Below are 22,600 nucleotides of genomic sequence, written 5' to 3'. Positions count from 1 at the left end.
AAAAGTAATAAAAAATTATTAACCATTATAAAAAATAATTTCTTTTTTATCTTGTTTTTATTTTAGATTCATTAAGAATTCTTTTTATACTCAAGTGGAATAAGGGTAGTAAAAGAGTGCTAGAAGAAATCTTATACAGATAAGAAAAGGTCATAATTTGTAAAGTTTGTGTAAAGGAATAGTGCATCCCTATGTAGATGACCCCCATGTCCACGATAATGGTATCAATGATTTGAGATAGTGAACTCGAAAAATAATTACGTAACCAAGGGGGAAATTGAGGCAGACAGCGCTTCAATAATTGAAATAAAGTAATATCAAGTTGTTGAGAAATTATGAATGCAATAAATGAAGAGAAAAATGCTATGGGGCTAGTATCAAAGATTGTGTGCCATGCATGAGATACTTCAGGAGATGCGGCTGGGAATATAGAGAAAATTTTTAATACGCATAATGCAAAAAGATTCCCTAAGAATGCGTAGAAGACCATAAGTCGTGTTTGGGTGGCCCCAAAAGCTTCATTGACAATATTAGAAATTACATAAGTAAAAGGATAGAGGAGTAAACCCCCAGGAATAGTAAAGTAGGGAGTTACTATCAGACGAGAAGATGCAATAAGGTTAGATAGGATAAGAAATAAAGAAAAACAGAGGGATAGGGGAAAGATAATTTTATCTCTTTTATCTCTATGAACAGGAAAATTCATACGTAGATTGTCCTGTGTCAGGATAATACATGTAGTGCGAATCAGAATTAATACAGTCTAACCGACCTTGTTCTAAGAAAAGATGCATCATTTTAGAAATTTCATACAGTTCGTAAAAATCACGTATAATAAAAAAAGCAGATTGTAATGTCGATGTATAAAAAGGACGTTGAATGATAAGTTCTATATTTAGTGGGGAAATAAACGAATTATTTTTGAAGACATAGGTAAGTTCTCGAGTAGAGCTTAGTATGGCAGCACCATAAACTTTAGTATGTCCTTTTTCTTTAATCAGCCCATTTTCTACCGTAAACCAACATATTCGTGTCATTGCCGAGATATTATTATTTAATATACGCAGGTAGTCCTCTTGAACAGGGTAGAGTGCTCGAGCTCGTTGTACGGCTTTAATAAAAAGCTCTCCCATATTTATGAAAAAATCTACAATCTCTTGATGAAGAAGCCAAGGAACATGGCAAAATAAATCGTGAATGATATCAGGAAAAAGAGAAAAATCATCACACTGGAGTGAACGGAGACAGGTCGCTACAGGGAAAGCCCTCTGATGTAATAGTGCTAGATACTGATCTGGAGAAACTAATGAGGGAGCCGCATAAAGAGAGAACCCCGCATGCATTTTAATCATTTGTAAAATGTGTGGCAAATTGATGGATAATTCAGGGCCTAGATGCAGTTGTTCTAAATACTCTAAAAAAATCCTAGGGCAATGAGCCAACCAAAGAGGCATACGAGAACGTATAAAATGAGGCAAGTAGGGAGTTGCTTCAGATATAGCAGATGAAAGTAAATGGACCATGAATGATTAAACGCACAGTAAACACTTATATTTTTGAGATCGTGTTATGCAAAACAATTCATATTGAAAAAAATTAAAAGGAAAGGAATTCTATTAACGCATGCGGTTTTTGTCAAGTAGGGCTTGAAGCTTCTTAAGATAAATAGCAGGATTTTAATTCAGTTTTTTAAGTAAAGATATGCGCGTAGGTATTATTGGTAGTACAGGAAGAATGGGGACTCTGATTCGGACTCTTTTATCTACACGATCTTCTTACGATATTGGACCTGGATTTTCCAGAGAAAGTCCACATACGCTGCCTTTTGTTATAGAAAATAGTGATGTCCTTGTTGATTTCTCTTCTTCCGGTCTCACAGAGAAATTGATTGACTGTTTACTAGAGAATGCAAAACCTTGCATTTTGGGAACAACGCAGACATCATCATCTACTGTAGAAGATAAACTTCGTTCTCTTGCTCAATATGTCCCTATTGTAGTGTGCCCGAATACAAGCCTGGGAGCCTATGTACAAAAACGTTTATCCGCAGCTTTAGCAAAGATTTTAGATAGCAGTTACGATATTCGCATCACAGAGATCCACCATCAAGGGAAAAAAGAACCTATTTCAGGAACAGCATGGGATTTAGCAACCACTCTTTGTCAAGTAAAGCATGAGGAATGGCAGCAAGAATATTCTATAGGGAATCAAAGTAACCATGGCAAGTCTATTGAGCTACATGCATTACGTGTAGGTAATGTTCCCGGTGAGCACGAAGTAACTTTTGTTAGTGATCAAGAGCAAATCACCATACGTCATACAGTATTTTCTCGAGAGGTTTTTGCTAAAGGGGTATTACGTATTTTAGATTGGTTACGTATAGAATCTCCAGGCCCAGGATATTATGGAATAGAGTCTGGACTAAGGGATTTTATATAAGAGAACAGTACTTGCTTAAAAAGCAAATCGATTATTACAATTACCTCCTCTTGGGTTCCTCAATCTTTAAATGAAAAGAGCCTTTTTCTTATGTTCTATGTCATTATGTATGCTTATTCATTATCTGTTGATGGTAGGATATAATTTCAGGAGGCTAACCAATGCGCCTAGCTATTTTAGGAGCTACTGGGCTTGTCGCTCAAAAATTTGTAGTTCTTTTGCATAAGCGGTCCCCTTGGAATATTACTGAGGTTGTAGCTTCTTCATCGAAGTATAATCAAAAGTATGGCTCAGCCTGTATCTGGCAGGAATCTTTGGGACCCATGCCTGAGAGCATGAAACATTTATCTTTTTGTAGTGTCGAAGAGATTGAAGCTGATGTTGTTGTTTCTTTTTTACCTGAAGCACCTGCAAAAGTATTAGAAACATATTGCTTATCCCAAGGGAAGCTGGTTTTCTCAAATGCAGCAGCTTTTAGAATGCACCCCAAAGTTCCTATTTTAATTCCTGAAATAAATCAGGGACACTTGAGGTTATTGAATCAACAACCCTTTCCAGGTAAAATAATCACAAATTCTAATTGTTGTGTTTCTGGTATAGCTCTAGCGCTATTTCCTCTACAGGATTTTGGTATAGCTCAGGTACATGTTGTTACATTACAATCCGCTAGTGGAGCAGGATATCCAGGAGTAGATTCAATGGATCTTTTAGGTAATATAGTCCCATATATTCCCGGGGAGGAAGAAAAAATCACTCGAGAGATTTTAAAAATCTTAGGGACAGAAGATACACCAGCCGATTTTCCTATATCTATTACTGTACATCGTGTCCCAGTAGTATTTGGACACATGTTAACAATACATGTGATTTTTCAGGATTCTGTAGAAATCGAAGAAATCCAACACTGTTATCATAAAAGGAATCAAGATTTCCCCGAGACATATAGATTATATGACTCTCCCTGGCACCCTCAACCAAGGAAAGATCTTAGTCATGATGATATGCGTGTCCATATAGGGCCCATCACTTACGGAGGGAATCATAAAACAATTAAAATGAATGTATTGATACATAATCTTGTCCGGGGTGCTGCCGGAGCCCTACTCGCTAATATCAACACTTTTCATAGTCAATACTCTGGAGAATATACATGCTCTCAGTAGTATATAAATTTGGTGGAACAAGTCTAGGAAGAGCAGAAAACATTCGTAAAGCATCTGATATTGTTTGTGAAAACAAGCCTCGTTTTATTGTCGTCAGTGCTATAGCAGGTATCACAGATCTATTAGATACATTCTGCTCGACTCCTAAACAGAAACGTAAAAAGATTGTTAGAGATTTCGAACAAAGACATCAAGTAATTATCACAGAATTACAGATAACATTTTCCTTAGATACTTGGATCAACAAACTCTACTCCTATGTAGATAAACAAGAAATCTGTAAAAAAGATCGTTCTGAGATTCTTGCTCTAGGGGAAGATTTATCAGCATCTCTATTTCAGGCGTTTTGTCATAAGCAAGGATTTGCAATAGAATTTTTAGAGGCACGTAAGGTCATATTAACTGATAATACTTCTTATGATTGTGCTACTCCAGATATTGTTAGAATGCACAGAAATTGGGATAAATTAAGTTTGCCTTTAGAAACCAGCTACATTACTCAAGGATTTATTGGGGCAAATTCTTTAGGAGAAACAACTTTATTGGGAAGAGGAGGCAGTGACTACACCGGAGCTTTAATTGCAGAAATGAGTGGAGCAAATGAAGTCCATATTTATACCGATGTTAATGGGATTTATACCATGGATCCTAGGATCATCAAAGATGCCCAATTAATCCCAGAATTAAGTTTTGAAGAGATGCAACATTTAGCTACATTTGGAGCTAAAATTCTTTATCCTCCTATGCTATCTCCTTGTATACGCGCAGGAATCCCTATTTTTGTTACATCTACTTTTGATATAACCAAAGGAGGCACCAGAATCTATACTGCAGATAAAGCCACAAGCTATGGTGTTCGTGTGAAAGCTTTGTCTTTACGCCAGAATCAATGTTTATGGTCCGTAGATTGTAGTGTACTTGCAACTATAAGCTTAGATGAGATTTTACGTTTACTGGAGATCTATCATATCTTGCCTGACTTAATGACATTACAAAACGCTACAATATCTTTTATTACCGATAATGATGAAGTCCCCCAGAGTGTTATTTGCGAATTGTGTGATCAATTATCTCACCTGGGATCCGTACATATTTTGCATGATTTAGCACTCGTTACAATGATTGGTTCTGGTCTAGTTTCTACTAAGATTGTTGCCGCAGTAACAGATAAGTTTCGTAATTATCCTTCTCCCGTATGCTGTTATTTTCAAAGTAGTACAACATTAAGCTTAGCTGTACCAGAAAACTTAGCAGGAAATATTGTAGAACAATTGCATAATGCTTATGTTGTTAAACAAGACTTTGCTGTAGCTTAGGAGAAAGAATGCAATTATTTACTGCATGTGTTACCCCCTTTTTGCCTAATGGTTCAATCGATTTTCCTAGTCTAAAGCAATTGCTATTTCGACAAGAAAAAGAGGGAAACGGAATTATTCTTCTAGGAAGTACAGGGGAGAGCCTTTCATTAACTTCCAAAGAAAAAAAGATATCATAGCCTTTGCTTGTAATTGTGGCTTAACCGTTCCCTTAGTTGTTGGCGTTGCAGGAACATCTTTGCATGAAGCTTCTGAGTGGATATATTGGTGTCGAGATTACCCTATTACAGGGTTTTTAATCACGTGCCCCATATATACAAATCCAGGAATTCATGGGCAAACCCTGTGGTTTGAATCTTTGTTAAATATAGCGAATCGACCTACAATTTTATATAATATTCCTTCAAGAGCAGGGACTCCTTTATATACGGAGACTGTACGGGCTTTGATTCAACATCCTCATTTTTCAGGAATTAAGGATTCCGGAAGATCAATAGAAAAATTTCGTGAATATGCCTCTATAGACGATAAACTCATGCTTTATTGTGGAGATGATAGTTTATGGCCACAGATGTATATTGAGGGAGCTTGTGGATTAATTTCTGTTCTATCAAACAGTTGGCCAAAAGAAACTAAAGAGTATGTGAATTATTGCGGAGATCCTTTTCAGACTTTATTGTGGAAAGAAATCTGCCATTGGATGAGTCAAACAACTAATCCCATAGCAATTAAAGCTCTACTTGCTTACAAGAAAGAAATAAGTCACTTTGTTTTGCGTTTACCTTTATCTAAGAGGGATTTTTATCAACAATGCTCGTTAACAGAAGTAGTCGAGAGAATGGCACAGTGGTCGCAAGCATGTGTTTCTATATGATACACTACTTACAAAACGGATCTCTTTTGCTTTCTTTCTTATTGATTTTAAATGATTTGCGGTTCATCTTTTCTTCCCTTGTGTATGCTACTTGTGTTCTAAACTGACCTCATGTATCGATCTCATCAAATTACTTTCTCATTGCCTTCACAATCTCTTTTTAAATTTCCTTTAATTAAAGAACCACCACATCTGATTTGTAAGAAGGATTTTCTATATTTTTTACTAGGAGCTTTTCTTTTTAATCGGATGTATAAGTTCCTATCAAAAATAGGGATAACACGGTTGACCATGTTCGTTCTATATGCTTTTATGTGGGTCTCCATGATTTATCTATCAGCTTTTTGTGTATTACATTTGCTATGTTGCTGCACAACACATTCTACAAGTAAGTCAAAGCGATCTGTATTCATGAAATAAGAAGAAGAACAACATTCACAAAAACAAGAAATATATTCTGAGTTTTCTCTAGAAATATCTTGGCATGGATGCAGCTATATTTTTTCTTTATAGAATATTATTTTTTTAATAATGAGTTTTTATTTTTGATTTCTGTATTCTATAGTTTGTTTTGTTTGAATTTATGAATGAAAATCAATTAAAGAAGAGTAGATATGGTTAAAAGATTTTTTATTTGTAACTTAGCTTTTATACTTTCACTATGTTCCCCTATTTTTACCGAAGATAACACTCAAATTGAAACAGTAGATACCCCTATAGTCAATAAAGAAAACATTGTTAGCGACTTGAATATGCAACTTGATGGATTGTTCCAAGTCTTCTTAGAGGAAGGCCAAGAATTATATCAAGATTTGTTAATGGCGTGTCAAAATGAATGTTTTGAGAACGACATACAGATTATGGAATTCATAAAATCTTCAGATTCAGGAAAAAAACTTCTACAAGCATGTGAAAAAATTTTAACCGATTTACATAAGCCGTCTGATGAGTTAACAGACAAAGATCTTTCCTGTGATGTTTTGTTGCAAAAACTCGATGAAATCGTCAAATTGTGGCAAGAGAATCATCGTACTAAGGACTGGGATTATGCTTATAGAGAACTAGAATTAAGAGAAAAAGAATTAGAATTCAAAAAAGACCTACTCTCTTGGCAAAGAGAAAAATATGCTAAGGATATAATCATGCGTCGATTCTCATAGATCGCATCTCATTCTGTTGTAATTCTATCTGTTTTTTCCATATCAGCGTATTTTACTATCTCTAAATAGAAAGAACAGTGTAAATTTTGTCTTTATTTTATTAACACTCTTCATTGTTTGTCCGAGAAATAAACTTTTGAAGAGATGCTTTTTTCGAGTTAATCTCAGGGTAACTTGTTCATGAGAATTAGTTAATGGAATAAACAATTTGAGATATTACAGAACCTCGGCATAAAAACCATGGAGGGAATATGAGCTATTGTTTAAAACAAAAATCTTTGACAAGAAAAAGAGAGAGCATACGCTCTCTGCTTTACATTTTTGAGGGCGCTCTTTTTCTTACGTTATTAGCTAAAATTACTTTGACTCTTCCCTTCACTCCTATACCCATTACTTTTCAAACTTTAGGAATTTATTGTTTGGGGATTATGGCTTCTCCATTAGGAGCTGCAGGTAGTGTCCTTACATACTTTATGTTTGGATTAATTTTTCCCGTGTTCTGTAATTCCCTCTGGAGTATTGCAAATTTCTGTGGCCCCACAGCAGGATATTTATATGCTTTCCCTTTAGCAGCAGCCTGTATATCTATTCTTCATCGTCGGCATAGTGGTAGTAATTTTAAGCTAGCTATTATCTTGTCCATAGGAGCAGGCATTATTTTAGCATGTGGTACTTTAGGATTGGCTTGCTATTTGTATTTCACAGGAGTTACTTCCACAATCGATATTATACAGGGATTGAAGTTAGGCACATTACCGTTTATCCCTGGAGAGATTTTAAAGATTCTTCTTGTAATCCAAGGTAGACACGCAATAGCCTTTTTCAAGAAAACACATGTGTATGATTAAGTCCTTATCTAAACATTACGCCGTGATAAAAAACAGCCACAATAAACCTAGCCTATAGATAAAGAGAGATCGATAAGAATGGGGCAGACAGGATTCGAACCTGTGACCAACGGGTTATGAGTCCGCGGCTCTAACCACTGAGCTACTGCCCCAGAATTAAGAAAGCATATGCTAACATATCAGCTACTCACAAGCAAGTGATATCCATCTTATTCTATAGATAGAGGAGAGGAAAGTTTTAAATGGCGTACGGAAATTTGCTTCATACGCAGGTATAGAGCTTCTCCTCCTGTTTTTCTGCCAAGGGATAGATATTGACTCAATTTATCAAAGAAAAAGGGTTTGCAGGTTAAAATCGTTTCTGGAAATTCTCCAGAATAAATATCTGCAAACATTGATGCAATTCCAGAAGAAATTAAAGATTCTGTATGAGTGAAGAAAAATAAACGACCCTCTTGACAAATTTCATAAAGGTAAAGATCGCTCTGGCAACCTACTACAAGATTCTCTCTGACAAGTTTACTTTTATCAAATTCTCTAGAAAGCTCTCCCATTTTTAGTATAGAAGCATATAAATTATCTTGATCGAATGGCTCAGGGAACAATATTTGACAAATTCGATGTTGCTTTTTTAAACAATGGGAATGATGTAATGGTTCCAATGTCAATTCTCAATGATACAATTAGGTTCTTGACGCAGATTCATTAGTGTATATGATAACGCAAGAATCCGTTGGTTAGCAGTAGCAATAACTAGTTCGGGATTACCAAAATGTAGGAGACCACCATTCCCGTAGGGAGAATCAAAAATATAGGGTAGCGGAGAATTCATCTGTAATTGTAGTGTGTGTAAAGCATCAGTAAGTTCTATATTATTGTGGTGTTGCGCAATTTCTGAAATTTGTTGTTGTATAATCATCTGATTTTTAATCAACTGATAGTGATTAAGAGCACTTTGAATGTTCTCTATCTTTTTATTAAAGGTTTCTTGATCTGCTACATAGTTATTATTTCCCAAACGTAGCCCATAGATAGTCAAAATACTTATTTGATTTCCGATCGTTGCACCAATAGCAAATCCAATTGCCTCAGGAATTGCATAAATTAAAGAAGATATGGAAGCAATAATTGTAGCTAAAAGGATTTGACGTGTTCCATTCGGATCAAGTTGTTGTAACCCATAGTTCATTAGATTCCATATACTATTAATATTTTTGTATGCGTTTTTACGATCTAATGCACTAGATGTGAAAATACCAAAGATTACACCCGCACCTAAACCAATACCCAACCATATGGTTAAAGTTGCAGCCATAGTATGATGGCAAGCCAGTATAATGACCCAGGCAAGAATATATAATAGGATATATTTCCAGTTATTTCTTAAGAATAAACTGATTTTTTCTCCTATTGAACATAGGTAATCCTTACATGTTTGCGGAGAGGGGCGATAGGGAAGGATTTCTAGATGAGACAAAGGATCTCGAGAAGATATGGTCAGACCATGAATTCTACTTTCAGGAAAAGGAGCCTCTATAGATTCCGTATGGAGAGGACTTACGGGATAATAATTTCCGGTACATGGTGCAGTGGAATCAAAAGAAACAGATGTCATTCTAATTTATTGAGATAACAAATTAAATACATAATAAGGAAAATAGATTTTAGTTGTAAATAATGTAATAGTTCTTTTCTTCCTTAGAAGATAGTAAACTATTTTTTATAAAATCAAAGTCTTCTCACGAAAGACAATTGACTTTTTCTTTATACCGAATATAATTTTGCTGCATTTATGTGTGAGTGGATAGGGAACTTTATTTTGCTTTGTGCATGCTTTGTGAGGGCGAGCTAAGTATTGGTTTGCTTTTAGATGTTTTTAGCCAAGAGAATTTTATTAGGGATAAATGCATGGTAAAAAAAGAAGATACTATTGTGCTTGAAGGTAGAGTGCAGGAACTCCTCCCAGGTATGCACTTCAAAATACTGCTCGAGAATGGTGTTCCGGTTACAGCTCATTTATGTGGTAAAATGCGTATGAGTAATATCCGTTTGCTTGTTGGAGATCGCGTTACTGTAGAAATGTCAGCGTATGATCTTACGAAAGCAAGGGTCGTGTATAGGCATCGTTAACTATTTTCTGTTGATGTTTTAAAATAAGTGACATAGACTAGGCAATTCCCTGAGCCATTGTAAAAACACGAATAAGCCCAGATAGCTCAGTGGTAGAGCACTTGCATGGTAAGCAAGCGGTCGTAGGTTCAATTCCTATTCTGGGCAGAAGCAATGGTTGGAGTAAAACTAATTTTAATGAGGATTCTGAGATGTCAAAAGAAACTTTTCAACGTAGTAAGCCCCATATTAATATAGGGACTATTGGGCACGTTGACCACGGTAAAACTACATTAACAGCTGCTATTACACGTGCGTTATCTGGGGATGGGTTAGCTGATTTTCGCGATTATAGTTCTATTGACAATACTCCCGAAGAAAAAGCTCGAGGAATTACAATCAATGCGTCTCACGTTGAATATGAAACTCCAAATCGTCACTATGCTCACGTAGATTGTCCTGGGCACGCAGACTATGTTAAAAACATGATTACCGGTGCTGCACAAATGGACGGAGCTATTCTTGTTGTTTCTGCAACAGATGGTGCTATGCCTCAGACAAAAGAACATATTCTCTTGGCTAGACAAGTAGGGGTTCCTTATATCGTTGTTTTCTTGAATAAAATTGATATGATTTCTCAAGAAGACGCAGAGCTTGTTGATTTGGTTGAAATGGAGTTATCGGAGCTTTTAGAAGAAAAGGGCTATAAAGGATGTCCTATTATTCGTGGTTCTGCTTTAAAAGCTTTAGAGGGGGATGCTAACTATATCGAGAAAATCCGTGAATTGATGAAAGCCGTGGATGATAATATCCCTACTCCAGAAAGGGAAGTGGATAAGCCCTTCCTTATGCCTATTGAGGACGTATTCTCTATTTCCGGTCGAGGTACTGTAGTTACTGGTCGTATTGAGCGTGGTGTTGTCAAGGTATCTGACAAAGTGCAAATTGTTGGGTTAGGAGAAACAAAAGAAACTATTGTTACCGGCGTTGAAATGTTCAGAAAAGAATTACCTGAAGGTCGTGCTGGGGAAAACGTTGGTCTTCTATTGCGTGGTATCGGCAAAACCGATGTTGAGCGTGGTATGGTTGTTTGTCAGCCTAATAGCGTAAAACCTCATACACAATTTAAATGTGCTGTGTATGTTTTGCAAAAAGAAGAGGGAGGACGTCATAAGCCTTTCTTTAGTGGTTATAGGCCTCAGTTCTTTTTCCGTACTACAGATGTTACAGGGGTTGTGACATTACCTGAGGGAGTTGAAATGGTAATGCCTGGTGATAATGTTGAGTTTGAAGTGCAATTAATCAGCCCTGTAGCTTTAGAAGAGGGAATGAGATTTGCTATTCGTGAAGGTGGCCGTACAATAGGTGCTGGAACGATTTCAAGTATTATTGCCTAATTTAATGAATAGTAAGCATGATTAAAATAGCTCTCTGTTTTGTCATGCTTTTGGGTGTGTAGCTTAGTTGGTAGAGCAGTGGCCTCCAAAGCCGCCGGTCGGGGGTTCGACTCCCTTCGCACCCGTACAGGCTTAATTTATTGATCTAAAAATTCATTTATGAAGCAACGTAACCGTCAAGAGACTATCTCGAAGAAAATGACTAAAGCCAAAAAGCTAGTGCAGACAGGCTTTCTAGATGAAATTAAAAAAATTGAATGGGTGCATAAACGTGACCTGGCAAGGTACGTAAAGATTATTGTGGCAAGTATTTTTGGTTTCGGCTTTTCCATATATTGTGTAGATCTGGTTTTGCGTAAACTACTTTCTTGGTTAAGTAGTGTAGCGGGTTTTTTATTTGGTTAATTGCATGTTTAAGTGGTACGTTATTCAAGTTTTTACAGCTCAAGAAAAGAAGGTAAAAAAATCCTTAGAGGATTTTAAAAATTCGTCTGGCATGGCTGATTTTATACAGGAGGTTGTCTTACCTATAGAAAATGTCATGGAGGTGAAGAAAGGCGAGTATAAGGTTGTAGAAAAGCTAATTTGGCCTGGATATTTGTTAGTAAAAATGCATTTAACAGATGAATCTTGGTTGTACGTAAAAAATAATCCTGGAGTTGTTGAGTTCTTGGGTGGTGGAACTCCTGTTGCGCTTTCTGAAGACGAAGTAAGAAGTATTTTAAAAGATATTGAAGAGAAGAAAGCGGGTGTTGTCCAGAAACATAAATTTGAAGTTGGTTCCAGAGTTAAAATTAATGACGGTGTCTTTGTTAACTTTATTGGAGTGGTTTCTGAAGTATTTCATGATAAGGGCCGTTTAAGTGTTATGGTCTCTATCTTCGGAAGGGAAACCCGTGTGGATGATTTAGAGTTTTGGCAAGTAGAAGAGGTGGCTGAAGGGCAAGAATGAGAAATTTTATGTATTCTTATTCTCCATCTTCTTATAATTTTGGTTTTTCGTTTCCTCCTCATAATTCATAGGAGACTCAAGATAGAATAAGGTTTAGTATGTCGAATAAAAAAGTAATTAAGTTAATTAAATTGCAAATTCCTGCAGGGAAAGCAAATCCTGCACCACCAATAGGACCCGCTTTAGGAGCTGCTGGTGTAAATATTATGGGATTCTGTAAAGAGTTTAATGCTGCTACGCAAAATCGTCCCGGAGATTTATTGCCAGTGGTTATTACTGTTTATTCAGATAAAACTTTTTCTTTTATAACTAAACAACCTCCTGTGTCTTCTTTGATTAAAAAAGTTTTAAATTTGGAATTTGGTTCAAAGATTCCTAATAGGAACAAAGTTGGAAAGTTAACTCAGGAGCAAGTTCAGGCTATTGCTGAACAAAAAATGAAAGATATGGATGTCGTCAGTTTGGATTCCGCAAAGCGTATGGTGGAAGGAACTGCCCGAAGTATGGGTATAGACATCGAGTAAATTAAAGAGTCGCATAATTATGGCAAAACATGGAAAGCGTATACGAAGCATCTTAAAGAAATATGATTTTACCAGGTCATATTCTTTGGAAGAAGCTATAGATATTTTAAAGCAGTGTCCTAAAGTCAAGTTTGATCAAACTATTGATGTGTCTATCAAGTTAGGAATAGATTCTAAGAAAAGTGATCAGCAAATTCGTGGGTCTGTTTCTTTACCTCATGGCACAGGAAAAACTTTAAGAATTCTTGTGTTTGCTGCTGGGGATAAAGCTAAAGAGGCTATCAATGCTGGGGCGGATTTTGTCGGTAGTAGTGATCTTGTAGAGAAAGTTCAGGGGGGATGGGTAGATTTTGATGTTGCCGTAGCTACTCCTGATATGATGCGAGAAATTGGTAGGCTTGGAAAGGTTTTGGGTCCTAGGAATCTTATGCCGACACCTAAAGCTGGAACAGTAACAGTAGATGTTGCTAAAGCAATTGCAGAATTGCGCAAAGGGAAAATAGAGTTTAAGGCGGATCGCTCTGGTGTATGCAACGCTGGTGTTGGGAAACTGTCATTTGATAATTTACATATTAAAGAAAATATAGAAGCATTATGTTCTGCTTTAATTAAAGCTAAGCCGTCGACAGCAAGAGGACAGTATTTGGTGTCGTTTACTGTTTCCTCAACTATGGGGCCTGGTATTTCTATAGATACTAGGGAATTAATGGCATCTTAATTCAAGGGGGAAAATGAAAGACGAAAAGAAGTTACTCCTTCAAGAGATAGAAGAAAAGGTTTCTGCATCCCAAGGTTTTATTTTGTTGAGGTATCTTGGATTGACAGCGGCATATTCTAGAGAGTTTCGCAATGCGCTTTCTGGGGTTTCTGCTGAATTTGAAGTGTTAAAAAAGCGCATTTTCTTCAAAGCTGTAGAAAATGCCGGTTTCAATATAGATTTTTCTGACACAGATGGTCATTTGGGAGTCGTATTTTCTTACAGTGATCCAGTTTCAGCTGCGAAGCAGGTGCTAGATTTTAATAAGAAGCACGAGGATACTCTAGTTTTTCTTGCTGGACGTATTGATAATGCTTCTTTATCTGGGAAAGAAGTTGAAGCTATAGCTAAATTGCCATCAATGAAAGAGCTTAGACAACAATTTGTAGGATTATTAGCTTCTCCAATGTCTCAAGTTGTTGGAATTATGAACTCAGCTCTCTCAGGAGTCATTTCCTGTGTTCAACAGAAGTTAGAGAAAAACTAAGAAGAATGTTAAAACTCTTAAGTAGGTAAAAGGGGACGAAAGTGACAACACAAAATTTAGAGCAACTAGTAGAGGCGTTAAGTAATTTAACGGTCATAGAATTAGCTAATTTAAAGAAAGTATTAGAAGAGAAATGGGGAGTTACAGCCGCTGCTCCTATGATGGCTGTTGCTGCTGGCAATGTTGGTGGTGGAGAGACTGCTGCAGCTGAACCCACAGAATTTGCTGTGATTTTAGAAGATCTTCCTGCTGATAAGAAAATAGGTGTTTTAAAAGTAGTTCGAGAAGTTACTGGATTGGCTTTGAAAGAAGCTAAAGAAATGACAGAAGGCTTGCCTAAAACTGTTAAAGAAAAGACTTCTAAGTCTGATGCTGAAGAGACTGTAAAGAAATTGCAAGAAGCAGGAGCTAAGGCTTCATTTAAGGGATTGTAATGTTCTTTAGGAAAGAAAAATCCTATAAATATAAGATTTTTCTTTTCTTTTTTATCGTTGTGTACAATCGTAATATTCCCTCTCTAAGTATACGTAGGTCTTTTTAAGGGGAGCTTTTTTGCATCATAATAAATTCTACTAGGAGAGCTCGCATGTTCAAATGCCCAGAACGGGTTAGCGTCAAAAAAAAAGAAGATATTTTAGATCTTCCCAATCTTATTGAAGTTCAAATTAAGTCTTATAAGCAATTTCTTCAGATGGATAAACTGGCGGAGGAGCGCGAAAATATTGGTTTGGAAGAAGTCTTCCGGGAAATATTCCCCATTAAATCTTATAATGAAGCCACTATTTTAGAGTATCTCTCGTACAATTTAGGTGTACCTAAATATTCTCCAGAAGAGTGCATTCGTAGGGGTATCACCTATAATGTAACTTTAAAAGTTCGTTTTCGTCTGACTGATGAAACTGGAATTAAAGAAGAAGAAGTGTACATGGGTACAATACCCGTAATGACTGACAAGGGTACATTTATTATTAATGGTGCAGAGAGGGTTATTGTTTCTCAAGTACATAGGTCTCCAGGAATCAATTTCGAGCAAGAAAAGCACTCAAAAGGAAACGTTTTATTTTCTTTCAGGATTATTCCTTATCGAGGGAGTTGGTTAGAGGCTATTTTTGATATCAATGATCTAATCTATATTCACATCGATAGAAAAAAACGTCGTAGAAAAATCTTGGCAATGACCTTTATTCGTGCTTTGGGTTACTCGTCAGATTCAGATATTATCGAGGAATTTTTCCAAGTAGAAGAGCATACATTAAAAAGCGAAAAGGATTTTTCTATTTTAGTAGGTAAAATTTTAGCAGATAATGTAATCGATGAAGCTTCTTCTTTAGTATATGGAAAAGCGGGAGAAAAGCTTAGTACAGCTATGCTAAAAAGAATGTTAGATGCAAATATTTCCTCTTTAAAAATTGCTTTAGAAGCTGACGAAAGCCATCCTATTATTAAGATGTTGGCAAAAGATCCAACAGATTCTTATGAAGCAGCTTTAAAGGACTTTTATAGAAGATTAAGACCAGGAGAACCTGCAACTTTAGCAAATGCACGTTCAACGATTATGCGGCTTTTCTTTGATCCTAAACGTTATAATTTAGGGAGAGTTGGACGTTATAAGTTAAATAGAAAACTTGGGTTTTCTATGGACGATGAATCTTTATCTCAAGTGACTTTGAGAAAAGAAGATGTTATCGGAGCACTAAAGTATCTTATTCGTCTAAAAATGGGAGATGAAAAAGCTTCTATTGATGATATTGATCACCTAGCAAATCGTCGAGTTCGATCAGTAGGAGAACTCATTCAAAATCAATGCCGCTCCGGTTTGGCGAGAATGGAAAAAATTGTTCGAGAAAGAATGAATCTTTTTGATTTTTCTTCGGACACATTAATTCCAGGAAAAATTATTTCTGCTAAAGGATTGGCCAGTATTCTTAAAGATTTCTTTGGACGTTCTCAACTTTCCCAATTTATGGATCAAACGAATCCAGTAGCTGAATTAACTCATAAGCGCCGTTTATCAGCTTTAGGCCCTGGAGGTTTAAATAGAGAAAGGGCTGGATTTGAAGTTCGTGACGTTCACGCAAGTCATTATGGGCGTATTTGTCCTATTGAAACTCCTGAAGGACCGAATATTGGTTTAATTACTTCTTTATCTGCTTTTGCTAAAATCAATGAGTTTGGATTTATCGAAACTCCCTATCGTGTTGTTAGGGACGGAGTAGTCACAGATGAAATTGAGTACATGACAGCTGATGTTGAAGAAGAATGTGTTATTGCACAGGCTTCTGCGAATCTAGATGAATTTAATATGTTTACAGATCCTGTATGTTGGGCTAGGTACCGAGGAGAAGCTTTTGAAGCTGATACTAGTACCGTTACACATATGGATGTTTCCCCTAAGCAATTAGTTTCCATTGTAACTGGATTAATTCCTTTCTTAGAGCATGACGATGCCAATCGTGCCCTTATGGGATCTAATATGCAGCGCCAAGCAGTACCTTTATTAAAAGCAGAAGCACCTATAGTTGGAACAGGGTTAGAGGCACGCGCTGCAAAAGATTCTGGAGCGATTATTGTTGCAGAAGAGAATGGTACTGTGGATTATGTAGATGGTTATAAGATAGTCATCGCAGCACAACATAATCCCACGATTAAACGTACTTATCATCTGAAGAAATTCTTGAGATCTAATTCTGGCACATGCATTAACCAGCGTCCTCTTTGTTCAGTTGGCGATACTGTTGTTAAAGGAGATGTTATTGCTGATGGTCCTGCTACAGATCGTGGTGAACTTGCGTTAGGTAAGAATATTCTTGTTGCTTTCATGCCGTGGTATGGATACAACTTCGAAGATGCGATTATCATCTCTGAAAAATTAATTAAACAAGATGCATATACTTCTATTTATATTGAAGAGTTTGAATTAACAGCTCGCGACACTAAATTAGGTAAGGAGGAAATTACTCGAGATATTCCTAATGTTTCAGAAGAAGTTTTAGCTAACCTTGGTGAAGATGGAATTATCCGTATTGGTGCTGAGGTAAAACCTGGGGATATTCTTGTTGGTAAAATTACACCGAAGTCTGAAACTGAGCTTGCTCCTGAGGAGCGCTTATTACGCGCTATTTTTGGTGAAAAGGCTGCTGATGTTAAAGACGCTTCTCTTACAGTGCCCCCTGGAACTGAGGGAGTAGTCATGGATGTGAAGGTCTTTAGTAGGAAAGATCGATTATCAAAGAGTGATGATGAACTTGTAGAAGAAGCTGTTCATTTGAAAGATCTGCAAAAAGGGTATAAGAATCAAGTTGCTATCTTAAAAACAGAATATCGTGAGAAATTGGGGGCTTTACTTCTTAATGAGAAGGCACCTGCAGCGATTATTCATCGCCGTACTGCAGATATTTTAGTTCCTGAAGGAGCTATTTTTGATCAAGAAACTATTGAACTTCTTGAAAAAGAAAGTTTGGTTGATCTTCTTATGCCTTCTTGTGAAATTTATGATGTCTTAAAGTCTCTCCTTTCTGAATACGAGACATCATTACAGCGTTTGGAAGTCAATTATAAGACAGAAGTTGAACATATTCGTGAAGGAGACGCTGATTTAGATCATGGTGTCATTCGTCAAGTTAAAGTTTATGTAGCTTCAAAGAGAAAGCTTCAAGTTGGGGATAAGATGGCTGGGCGCCATGGAAACAAAGGAGTTGTTTCTAAAATTGTTCCAGAAGCTGATATGCCTTACCTGTCAAATGGTGAAACTGTTCAAATGATTTTGAACCCTCTTGGGGTGCCTTCCAGAATGAATTTAGGACAGGTATTAGAAACACATCTTGGTTATGCTGCGAAAACTGCCGGCATTTATGTAAAGACTCCTGTGTTTGAAGGATTTCCTGAGTCTCGTATTTGGGACATGATGATAGAACAGGGATTACCTGCAGATGGTAAGTCTTATTTATATGACGGAAAGACTGGGGAAAGATTTGATAATACAGTAGTTATTGGCTACATTTATATGTTGAAATTGAGTCACTTAATTGCTGATAAAATTCACGCAAGATCTATTGGACCCTACTCTCTAGTCACTCAGCAGCCTCTAGGAGGTAAAGCACAGATGGGTGGTCAGAGATTTGGAGAAATGGAAGTATGGGCTTTAGAAGCTTACGGGGTAGCCCATATGTTGCAAGAGATTCTTACAGTAAAATCAGATGATGTTTCTGGGCGAACAAGGATTTATGAATCAATTGTTAAGGGAGAAAATCTCTTAAAATCAGGTACGCCTGAATCATTTAATGTCTTGATTAAAGAAATGCAAGGTTTAGGGCTTGATGTCCGTCCTATGGTAGTAGATGCTTAAAAATTACTTGGTGGAGAAAACGCGAATGTTCGGAGAAAATTCTCGAGATATTGGCACTTTGTCGAAAGAGGGGCTATTTGATAAGTTGGAAATAGGAATCGCCTCAGATGTTATTATTCGTGATAAGTGGTCTTGTGGAGAAATTAAGAAGCCCGAAACAATAAATTATCGTACCTTTAAACCTGAAAAAGGTGGATTATTTTGTGAAAAAATTTTCGGTCCTACTAAGGATTGGGAATGTTGTTGCGGTAAGTATAAAAAAATCAAACATAAGGGAATTGTTTGCGATCGTTGTGGAGTCGAAGTTACCCTTTCTAAAGTACGTCGTGAACGTATGGCTCATATTGAATTGGCTGTTCCTATCGTACATATATGGTTTTTCAAGACTACCCCTTCACGCATAGGTAATGTTTTAGGAATGACGGCGTCTGACCTTGAAAGAATCATTTATTATGAAGAGTATGTGGTTATCGATCCAGGTAAGACAGATCTTAATAAGAAGCAGCTTTTAAACGATGCCCAATATCGTGAAGTTATTGAGAAGTGGGGGAAAGATGCTTTCGTAGCAAAAATGGGCGGAGAAGCGATTTATGATCTATTAAAATCGGAGGATCTTCCAAGTTTATTGAAAGAACTTAAAGATCGTTTGAGAAAAACAAAATCGCAGCAAGCTCGCATGAAACTTGCTAAACGGTTGAAAATTATTGAAGGGTTTGTTTCTTCCTCTAATCATCCTGAGTGGATGGTATTAAAAAATGTCCCCGTAGTTCCACCAGATCTTCGTCCTCTAGTTCCTTTAGATGGTGGAAGGTTTGCAACTTCAGATTTAAATGATCTTTATCGTCGTGTTATTAACCGAAATAATCGTCTTAAAGCAATTTTAAGATTAAAGACTCCTGAAGTTATTGTGCGAAATGAAAAGCGCATGTTGCAGGAAGCTGTAGATGCCTTATTTGATAATGGGCGTCATGGACATCCTGTAATGGGTGCTGGAAACCGTCCTTTAAAGTCTCTTTCAGAGATGTTAAAAGGGAAAAATGGTCGTTTCCGACAGAATCTTTTGGGTAAGCGAGTTGATTATTCTGGGCGTTCTGTAATTATTGTTGGTCCAGAGCTCAAATTTAATCAGTGCGGTCTTCCTAAAGAAATGGCACTTGAGTTGTTTGAACCTTTTATTATTAAGAGACTCAAAGACCAGGGTAGTGTCTACACAATCCGTTCTGCTAAGAAAATGATCCAACGAGGTGCTCCTGAAGTCTGGGATGTGTTGGAGGAGATTATTAAGGGACATCCTGTGTTACTTAACAGGGCGCCTACTTTACATCGTTTGGGGATTCAAGCATTCGAACCTGTGTTAATTGAGGGTAAAGCAATTCGTGTTCACCCACTAGTCTGTGCAGCTTTTAACGCGGACTTTGATGGTGACCAAATGGCAGTACACGTGCCTTTATCTATAGAAGCACAATTAGAAGCTAAAATTTTGATGATGGCCCCAGATAATATTTTCTTGCCGTCATCTGGAAAACCAGTAGCCATACCTTCAAAAGACATGACATTAGGGCTGTATTATCTCATGGCAGACCCAACATATTTCCCTGAAGATCATGGAGAGAAAATAAAAATATTTAAGGACGAAAAGGAAGTATTGCGAGCTCTGTCTGTAGGAGGATTTCTCGATGAGCGATTGGATAATCGTCGAGATGAAACCGGTCGAGGACTACATATACATGAAAAAATTAAAGTTCGTATAGACGGTCAAATTATTGAAACTACTCCAGGACGAGTATTATTTAATAGAATTGTACCCAAAGAGCTTGGGTTCCAAAATTATAGTATGCCAAGCAAACGCATTAGTGAGTTAATTTTACAGTGCTATAAAAAAGTAGGTTTAGAGTCTACTGTGCGTTTCTTAGATGACCTTAAAGATTTAGGCTTTATCCAAGCAACAAAAGCCGCAATTTCTATGGGATTAAAGGACGTAAAAATTCCTGAAATTAAGAGTGATATTCTTAAGGAAGCTTACAATAAGGTTGCTGTTGTTAAGAAACAATATGATGATGGGATCATTACTGATGGTGAACGTCATTCGAAAACAATTAGTATTTGGACAGAAGTTTCGGAAACCTTATCAGACGCTTTATATATCGAAATTAGTAAACAGAATAATAGTAAACACAATCCTTTATTCTTAATGATAGACTCTGGAGCTCGAGGTAATAAATCTCAATTAAAGCAGCTAGGAGCGTTGCGGGGCTTAATGGCGAAGCCAAATGGAGCTATTATTGAATCTCCTATTACCTCCAATTTCCGTGAGGGATTGACTGTTCTTGAATACTCAATTTCTTCACACGGAGCTAGAAAAGGTTTAGCGGATACAGCATTAAAAACCGCAGATTCTGGATATTTAACACGTCGTCTTGTTGATGTAGCTCAGGATGTGATTATTACAGAAAAAGATTGTGGTACATTAAATCACATAGAGATTTCTGCTATTCGTCAAGGTTCAGAGGAATTATTACCTTTGAAAGATCGTATCTATGGTCGTACAGTAGCAGAAGACATATATCAACCAGGTAATAAGAGTGAACTGCTTGCTAAGAGCGGAGATGTCCTCACTTCTATACAAGCAGAAGTTATTGATGATGCAGGTATTGAAAGTATTAAGATTCGCTCTACATTGACTTGCGAAAGTCGACGAGGGGTATGTGCGAAGTGTTACGGACTGAATCTTGCGAATGGTCGTCTTATTGGTTTAGGAGAAGCTGTAGGAATTATTGCTGCTCAATCTATTGGTGAACCTGGAACACAGTTAACAATGAGAACGTTCCACCTTGGAGGTATTGCTGCAACATCTTCTACACCAGAGATTGTAACGAATAGTTCCGGTATATTGATATACATGGATTTACGTGTTGTTACTGGTCAAGATGGTAATAATCTCGTCTTGAATAAGAAAGGTGCTTTGCATGTAGTGCGAGATGAAGGGCGGAGTTTAGAGGAATATAAGAAACTACTAGGTACAAAATCCATCGAAAGTTTGGAAACATTCCCTGTAGAGCTTGGAGTTAAAATTCTAATCAAAGATGGGGAATCAGTATCTGCTGGACAAAGGATAGCTGAAGTTGAGTTGCACAATATTCCAATTATTTGTGATAAGCCTGGTTTTGTGAAATGTGAAGACTTGGTAGAAGGAATTTCTACTGAGAAAGTAGTTAATAAAAATACAGGTTTAGTGGAGCTTATTGTTAAACAGCATCGTGGAGAGCTACATCCTCAAATTGCTATTTATGCTGATGCCGATTTAACAGAGCTTGTTGGAACCTATGCTATTCCTTCTGGTGCTATTATTTCTGTCGAAGAAGGACAGAGGGTAGAAGCAGGTATGTTGTTAGCAAGGCTACCGCGAGGTGCTATTAAGACTAAAGATATTACTGGAGGCTTACCTCGTGTTGCTGAACTAGTGGAAGCTAGAAAACCTGAAGATGCTGCCGATATTGCGAAAATTGATGGGGTTGTTGATTTTAAAGGTATTCAAAAGAATAAACGTATTCTTGTTGTCCGAGATGAGATGACGGGTATGGAAGAAGAGCATTTGATTCCTCTAACAAAACATCTCATTGTTCAGCGTGGTGATAATGTTATGAAAGGTCAGCAACTAACTGATGGGTTAGTTGTCCCTCATGAAATTTTAGAAATTTGTGGTGTTCGTGAATTGCAGAAATATTTGGTGAACGAAGTTCAAGAAGTTTATCGTCTACAAGGTGTAGATATCAATGATAAGCATATTGAAATTATTGTACGTCAAATGTTGCAAAAAGTACGTATTACTGATCCAGGAGACACAACTTTGCTCTTTGGAGAAGAAGTAAATAAAAAAGAGTTTTACGAGGAAAATCGACGCACAGAAGAAGAGGGAGGTAAGCCTGCGCAAGCTGTTCCTGTATTATTAGGAATTACTAAAGCTTCTCTTGGAACAGAATCGTTTATTTCTGCTGCATCTTTCCAAGATACAACTCGAGTATTAACTGACGCAGCTTGCAGTAGTAAAACTGACTACCTCTTAGGTTTTAAAGAAAATGTGATTATGGGGCACATAATTCCTGGAGGAACAGGGTTTGATACTCATAAGCGTATTAAGCAATACTTAGAGCAAGAACAAGAAGAACTTGTTTTTGACTTTGTAAGTGAATCTGAATGCGCTTGTTAGATAAGGTTTAGGTTGATAATTA

Annotated in this window: 19 protein-coding genes, 3 tRNA genes and 1 pseudogene; 18 read left to right on the top strand and 5 right to left on the bottom strand. The window is 36.9% G+C overall.

Going from position 1 to position 22,600, the window contains the following annotated elements; genetic code table 11:
• Positions 1-46: 46 nt before the first annotated feature.
• Both RT28_RS02345 and RT28_RS02340 read right to left on the bottom strand, forming a co-directional pair.
• Positions 47-706 carry a queuosine precursor transporter gene (locus RT28_RS02345; protein WP_020356387.1) on the bottom strand — a complete coding sequence of 220 codons (660 nt, stop codon included), beginning with the start codon at positions 704-706 and terminating at the stop codon, positions 47-49.
• Complete coding sequence (locus RT28_RS02340) at positions 687-1,523, bottom strand: hypothetical protein (protein ID WP_038500648.1); 837 nt, start codon at positions 1,521-1,523, stop codon at positions 687-689. The genes RT28_RS02345 and RT28_RS02340 overlap by 20 nt, the downstream gene beginning before the upstream one ends.
• A 178-nt stretch (positions 1,524-1,701) precedes the next feature.
• Here RT28_RS02340 and dapB point away from each other — a divergent pair, with 178 nt between their 5' ends.
• From dapB to RT28_RS02310, 6 genes and pseudogenes are all read left to right on the top strand, one after another.
• Positions 1,702-2,439, top strand: coding sequence for a 4-hydroxy-tetrahydrodipicolinate reductase (gene dapB, locus RT28_RS02335; RefSeq protein WP_020356385.1), 738 nt, complete (start codon positions 1,702-1,704; stop codon positions 2,437-2,439).
• 161 nt (positions 2,440-2,600) lie between these two features.
• Positions 2,601-3,602, top strand: coding sequence for an aspartate-semialdehyde dehydrogenase (gene asd / locus RT28_RS02330; protein ID WP_020356384.1), 1,002 nt, complete (start codon positions 2,601-2,603; stop codon positions 3,600-3,602).
• On the top strand, positions 3,590-4,918 hold the full coding sequence (locus tag RT28_RS02325; RefSeq protein WP_020356383.1) for an aspartate kinase: 1,329 nt from the start codon (positions 3,590-3,592) through the stop codon (positions 4,916-4,918). Before asd ends, RT28_RS02325 begins: the two co-directional genes overlap by 13 nt.
• Before the next feature lie 8 nt (positions 4,919-4,926).
• Positions 4,927-5,792: pseudogene (gene dapA / locus RT28_RS02320) on the top strand (4-hydroxy-tetrahydrodipicolinate synthase).
• A 614-nt stretch (positions 5,793-6,406) separates the two neighbouring features.
• A complete protein-coding gene (locus RT28_RS02315; RefSeq protein ID WP_038500645.1) occupies positions 6,407-6,952 on the top strand; it encodes a hypothetical protein in 546 nt (181 codons plus the stop codon).
• A 251-nt stretch (positions 6,953-7,203) separates the two neighbouring features.
• Positions 7,204-7,800 carry a biotin transporter BioY gene (locus RT28_RS02310; RefSeq protein ID WP_038500641.1) on the top strand — a complete coding sequence of 199 codons (597 nt, stop codon included), beginning with the start codon at positions 7,204-7,206 and terminating at the stop codon, positions 7,798-7,800.
• Positions 7,801-7,879: 79 nt separating this feature from the next.
• Here the strand turns inward: RT28_RS02310 and RT28_RS02305 are convergent.
• The 3 genes from RT28_RS02305 to RT28_RS02295 all read right to left on the bottom strand — a co-directional run bounded on the left by RT28_RS02305 (position 7,880) and on the right by RT28_RS02295 (position 9,415).
• A tRNA-Ile gene (locus tag RT28_RS02305) sits at positions 7,880-7,952 on the bottom strand.
• Between the two features lie 57 nt (positions 7,953-8,009).
• Positions 8,010-8,462 carry a SufE family protein gene (locus RT28_RS02300; RefSeq protein WP_020356379.1) on the bottom strand — a complete coding sequence of 151 codons (453 nt, stop codon included), beginning with the start codon at positions 8,460-8,462 and terminating at the stop codon, positions 8,010-8,012.
• A gap of 2 nt (positions 8,463-8,464) precedes the next feature.
• A complete protein-coding gene (locus tag RT28_RS02295; protein WP_038500638.1) occupies positions 8,465-9,415 on the bottom strand; it encodes a membrane protein in 951 nt (316 codons plus the stop codon).
• A gap of 293 nt (positions 9,416-9,708) precedes the next feature.
• On the opposite strand from RT28_RS02295, the gene infA reads away from it, so the two are divergent.
• The 12 genes from infA (at position 9,709) to rpoC (ending at position 22,578) form a co-directional block, all read left to right on the top strand.
• Positions 9,709-9,930, top strand: a complete 222-nt coding sequence (gene infA / locus RT28_RS02290) for a translation initiation factor IF-1 (protein ID WP_020356377.1) — start codon at positions 9,709-9,711, stop codon at positions 9,928-9,930.
• A 75-nt stretch (positions 9,931-10,005) separates the two neighbouring features.
• Positions 10,006-10,077: transfer RNA gene (locus RT28_RS02285), tRNA-Thr, on the top strand.
• A gap of 44 nt (positions 10,078-10,121) precedes the next feature.
• A complete protein-coding gene (tuf, locus tag RT28_RS02280) occupies positions 10,122-11,306 on the top strand; it encodes an elongation factor Tu (protein WP_038501294.1) in 1,185 nt (394 codons plus the stop codon).
• 52 nt (positions 11,307-11,358) lie between these two features.
• A tRNA-Trp gene (locus tag RT28_RS02275) sits at positions 11,359-11,431 on the top strand.
• 34 nt (positions 11,432-11,465) lie between these two features.
• Positions 11,466-11,711, top strand: a complete 246-nt coding sequence (gene secE / locus RT28_RS02270; protein WP_038500635.1) for a preprotein translocase subunit SecE — start codon at positions 11,466-11,468, stop codon at positions 11,709-11,711.
• Positions 11,712-11,715: 4 nt separating this feature from the next.
• Positions 11,716-12,258, top strand: coding sequence for a transcription termination/antitermination protein NusG (nusG, locus tag RT28_RS02265; RefSeq protein ID WP_038500632.1), 543 nt, complete (start codon positions 11,716-11,718; stop codon positions 12,256-12,258).
• A gap of 98 nt (positions 12,259-12,356) precedes the next feature.
• Positions 12,357-12,782, top strand: coding sequence for a 50S ribosomal protein L11 (rplK, locus tag RT28_RS02260; RefSeq protein ID WP_020356372.1), 426 nt, complete (start codon positions 12,357-12,359; stop codon positions 12,780-12,782).
• Between the two features lie 19 nt (positions 12,783-12,801).
• Positions 12,802-13,500 carry a 50S ribosomal protein L1 gene (rplA, locus tag RT28_RS02255; protein ID WP_038500628.1) on the top strand — a complete coding sequence of 233 codons (699 nt, stop codon included), beginning with the start codon at positions 12,802-12,804 and terminating at the stop codon, positions 13,498-13,500.
• A gap of 13 nt (positions 13,501-13,513) precedes the next feature.
• Positions 13,514-14,026 (top strand): 50S ribosomal protein L10, encoded by a 513-nt coding sequence (rplJ, locus tag RT28_RS02250; RefSeq protein WP_020356368.1) that lies wholly within the window; start codon positions 13,514-13,516, stop codon positions 14,024-14,026.
• A 41-nt stretch (positions 14,027-14,067) separates the two neighbouring features.
• Complete coding sequence (rplL, locus tag RT28_RS02245) at positions 14,068-14,460, top strand: 50S ribosomal protein L7/L12 (RefSeq protein WP_020356367.1); 393 nt, start codon at positions 14,068-14,070, stop codon at positions 14,458-14,460.
• Between the two features lie 152 nt (positions 14,461-14,612).
• Entirely contained in the window at positions 14,613-18,371 is a 3,759-nt protein-coding gene (rpoB, locus tag RT28_RS02240) for a DNA-directed RNA polymerase subunit beta (RefSeq protein WP_020356366.1), read from the top strand.
• A 25-nt stretch (positions 18,372-18,396) separates the two neighbouring features.
• Positions 18,397-22,578 (top strand): DNA-directed RNA polymerase subunit beta', encoded by a 4,182-nt coding sequence (gene rpoC, locus RT28_RS02235; protein WP_020359285.1) that lies wholly within the window; start codon positions 18,397-18,399, stop codon positions 22,576-22,578.
• Positions 22,579-22,600: the final 22 nt, after the last annotated feature.

The organism is Chlamydia avium 10DC88 (assembly GCF_000583875.1).
GTDB lineage: Bacteria > Chlamydiota > Chlamydiia > Chlamydiales > Chlamydiaceae > Chlamydia > Chlamydia avium.
The sequence above is the reverse complement of the archived record's forward strand: the minus strand, read 5'-3'. Positions and strand labels throughout refer to the sequence as shown.

Coding starts and splice junctions, on each gene's coding strand:
- RT28_RS02310 (WP_038500641.1), top strand. CDS start 7,204: ATGAGCTATTGTTTAAAACAAAAATCTTTGACAAGAAAAAGAGAGAGC.
- secE (WP_038500635.1), top strand. CDS start 11,466: ATGAAGCAACGTAACCGTCAAGAGACTATCTCGAAGAAAATGACTAAA.
- rpoC (WP_020359285.1), top strand. CDS start 18,397: ATGTTCGGAGAAAATTCTCGAGATATTGGCACTTTGTCGAAAGAGGGG.
- RT28_RS02295 (WP_038500638.1), bottom strand. CDS start 9,415: ATGACATCTGTTTCTTTTGATTCCACTGCACCATGTACCGGAAATTAT.
- infA (WP_020356377.1), top strand. CDS start 9,709: ATGGTAAAAAAAGAAGATACTATTGTGCTTGAAGGTAGAGTGCAGGAA.
- RT28_RS02345 (WP_020356387.1), bottom strand. CDS start 706: ATGAATTTTCCTGTTCATAGAGATAAAAGAGATAAAATTATCTTTCCC.
- dapB (WP_020356385.1), top strand. CDS start 1,702: ATGCGCGTAGGTATTATTGGTAGTACAGGAAGAATGGGGACTCTGATT.
- asd (WP_020356384.1), top strand. CDS start 2,601: ATGCGCCTAGCTATTTTAGGAGCTACTGGGCTTGTCGCTCAAAAATTT.
- RT28_RS02315 (WP_038500645.1), top strand. CDS start 6,407: ATGGTTAAAAGATTTTTTATTTGTAACTTAGCTTTTATACTTTCACTA.
- nusG (WP_038500632.1), top strand. CDS start 11,716: ATGTTTAAGTGGTACGTTATTCAAGTTTTTACAGCTCAAGAAAAGAAG.
- rpoB (WP_020356366.1), top strand. CDS start 14,613: ATGTTCAAATGCCCAGAACGGGTTAGCGTCAAAAAAAAAGAAGATATT.
- rplJ (WP_020356368.1), top strand. CDS start 13,514: ATGAAAGACGAAAAGAAGTTACTCCTTCAAGAGATAGAAGAAAAGGTT.
- RT28_RS02325 (WP_020356383.1), top strand. CDS start 3,590: ATGCTCTCAGTAGTATATAAATTTGGTGGAACAAGTCTAGGAAGAGCA.
- rplK (WP_020356372.1), top strand. CDS start 12,357: ATGTCGAATAAAAAAGTAATTAAGTTAATTAAATTGCAAATTCCTGCA.
- RT28_RS02340 (WP_038500648.1), bottom strand. CDS start 1,523: ATGGTCCATTTACTTTCATCTGCTATATCTGAAGCAACTCCCTACTTG.
- tuf (WP_038501294.1), top strand. CDS start 10,122: ATGTCAAAAGAAACTTTTCAACGTAGTAAGCCCCATATTAATATAGGG.
- rplA (WP_038500628.1), top strand. CDS start 12,802: ATGGCAAAACATGGAAAGCGTATACGAAGCATCTTAAAGAAATATGAT.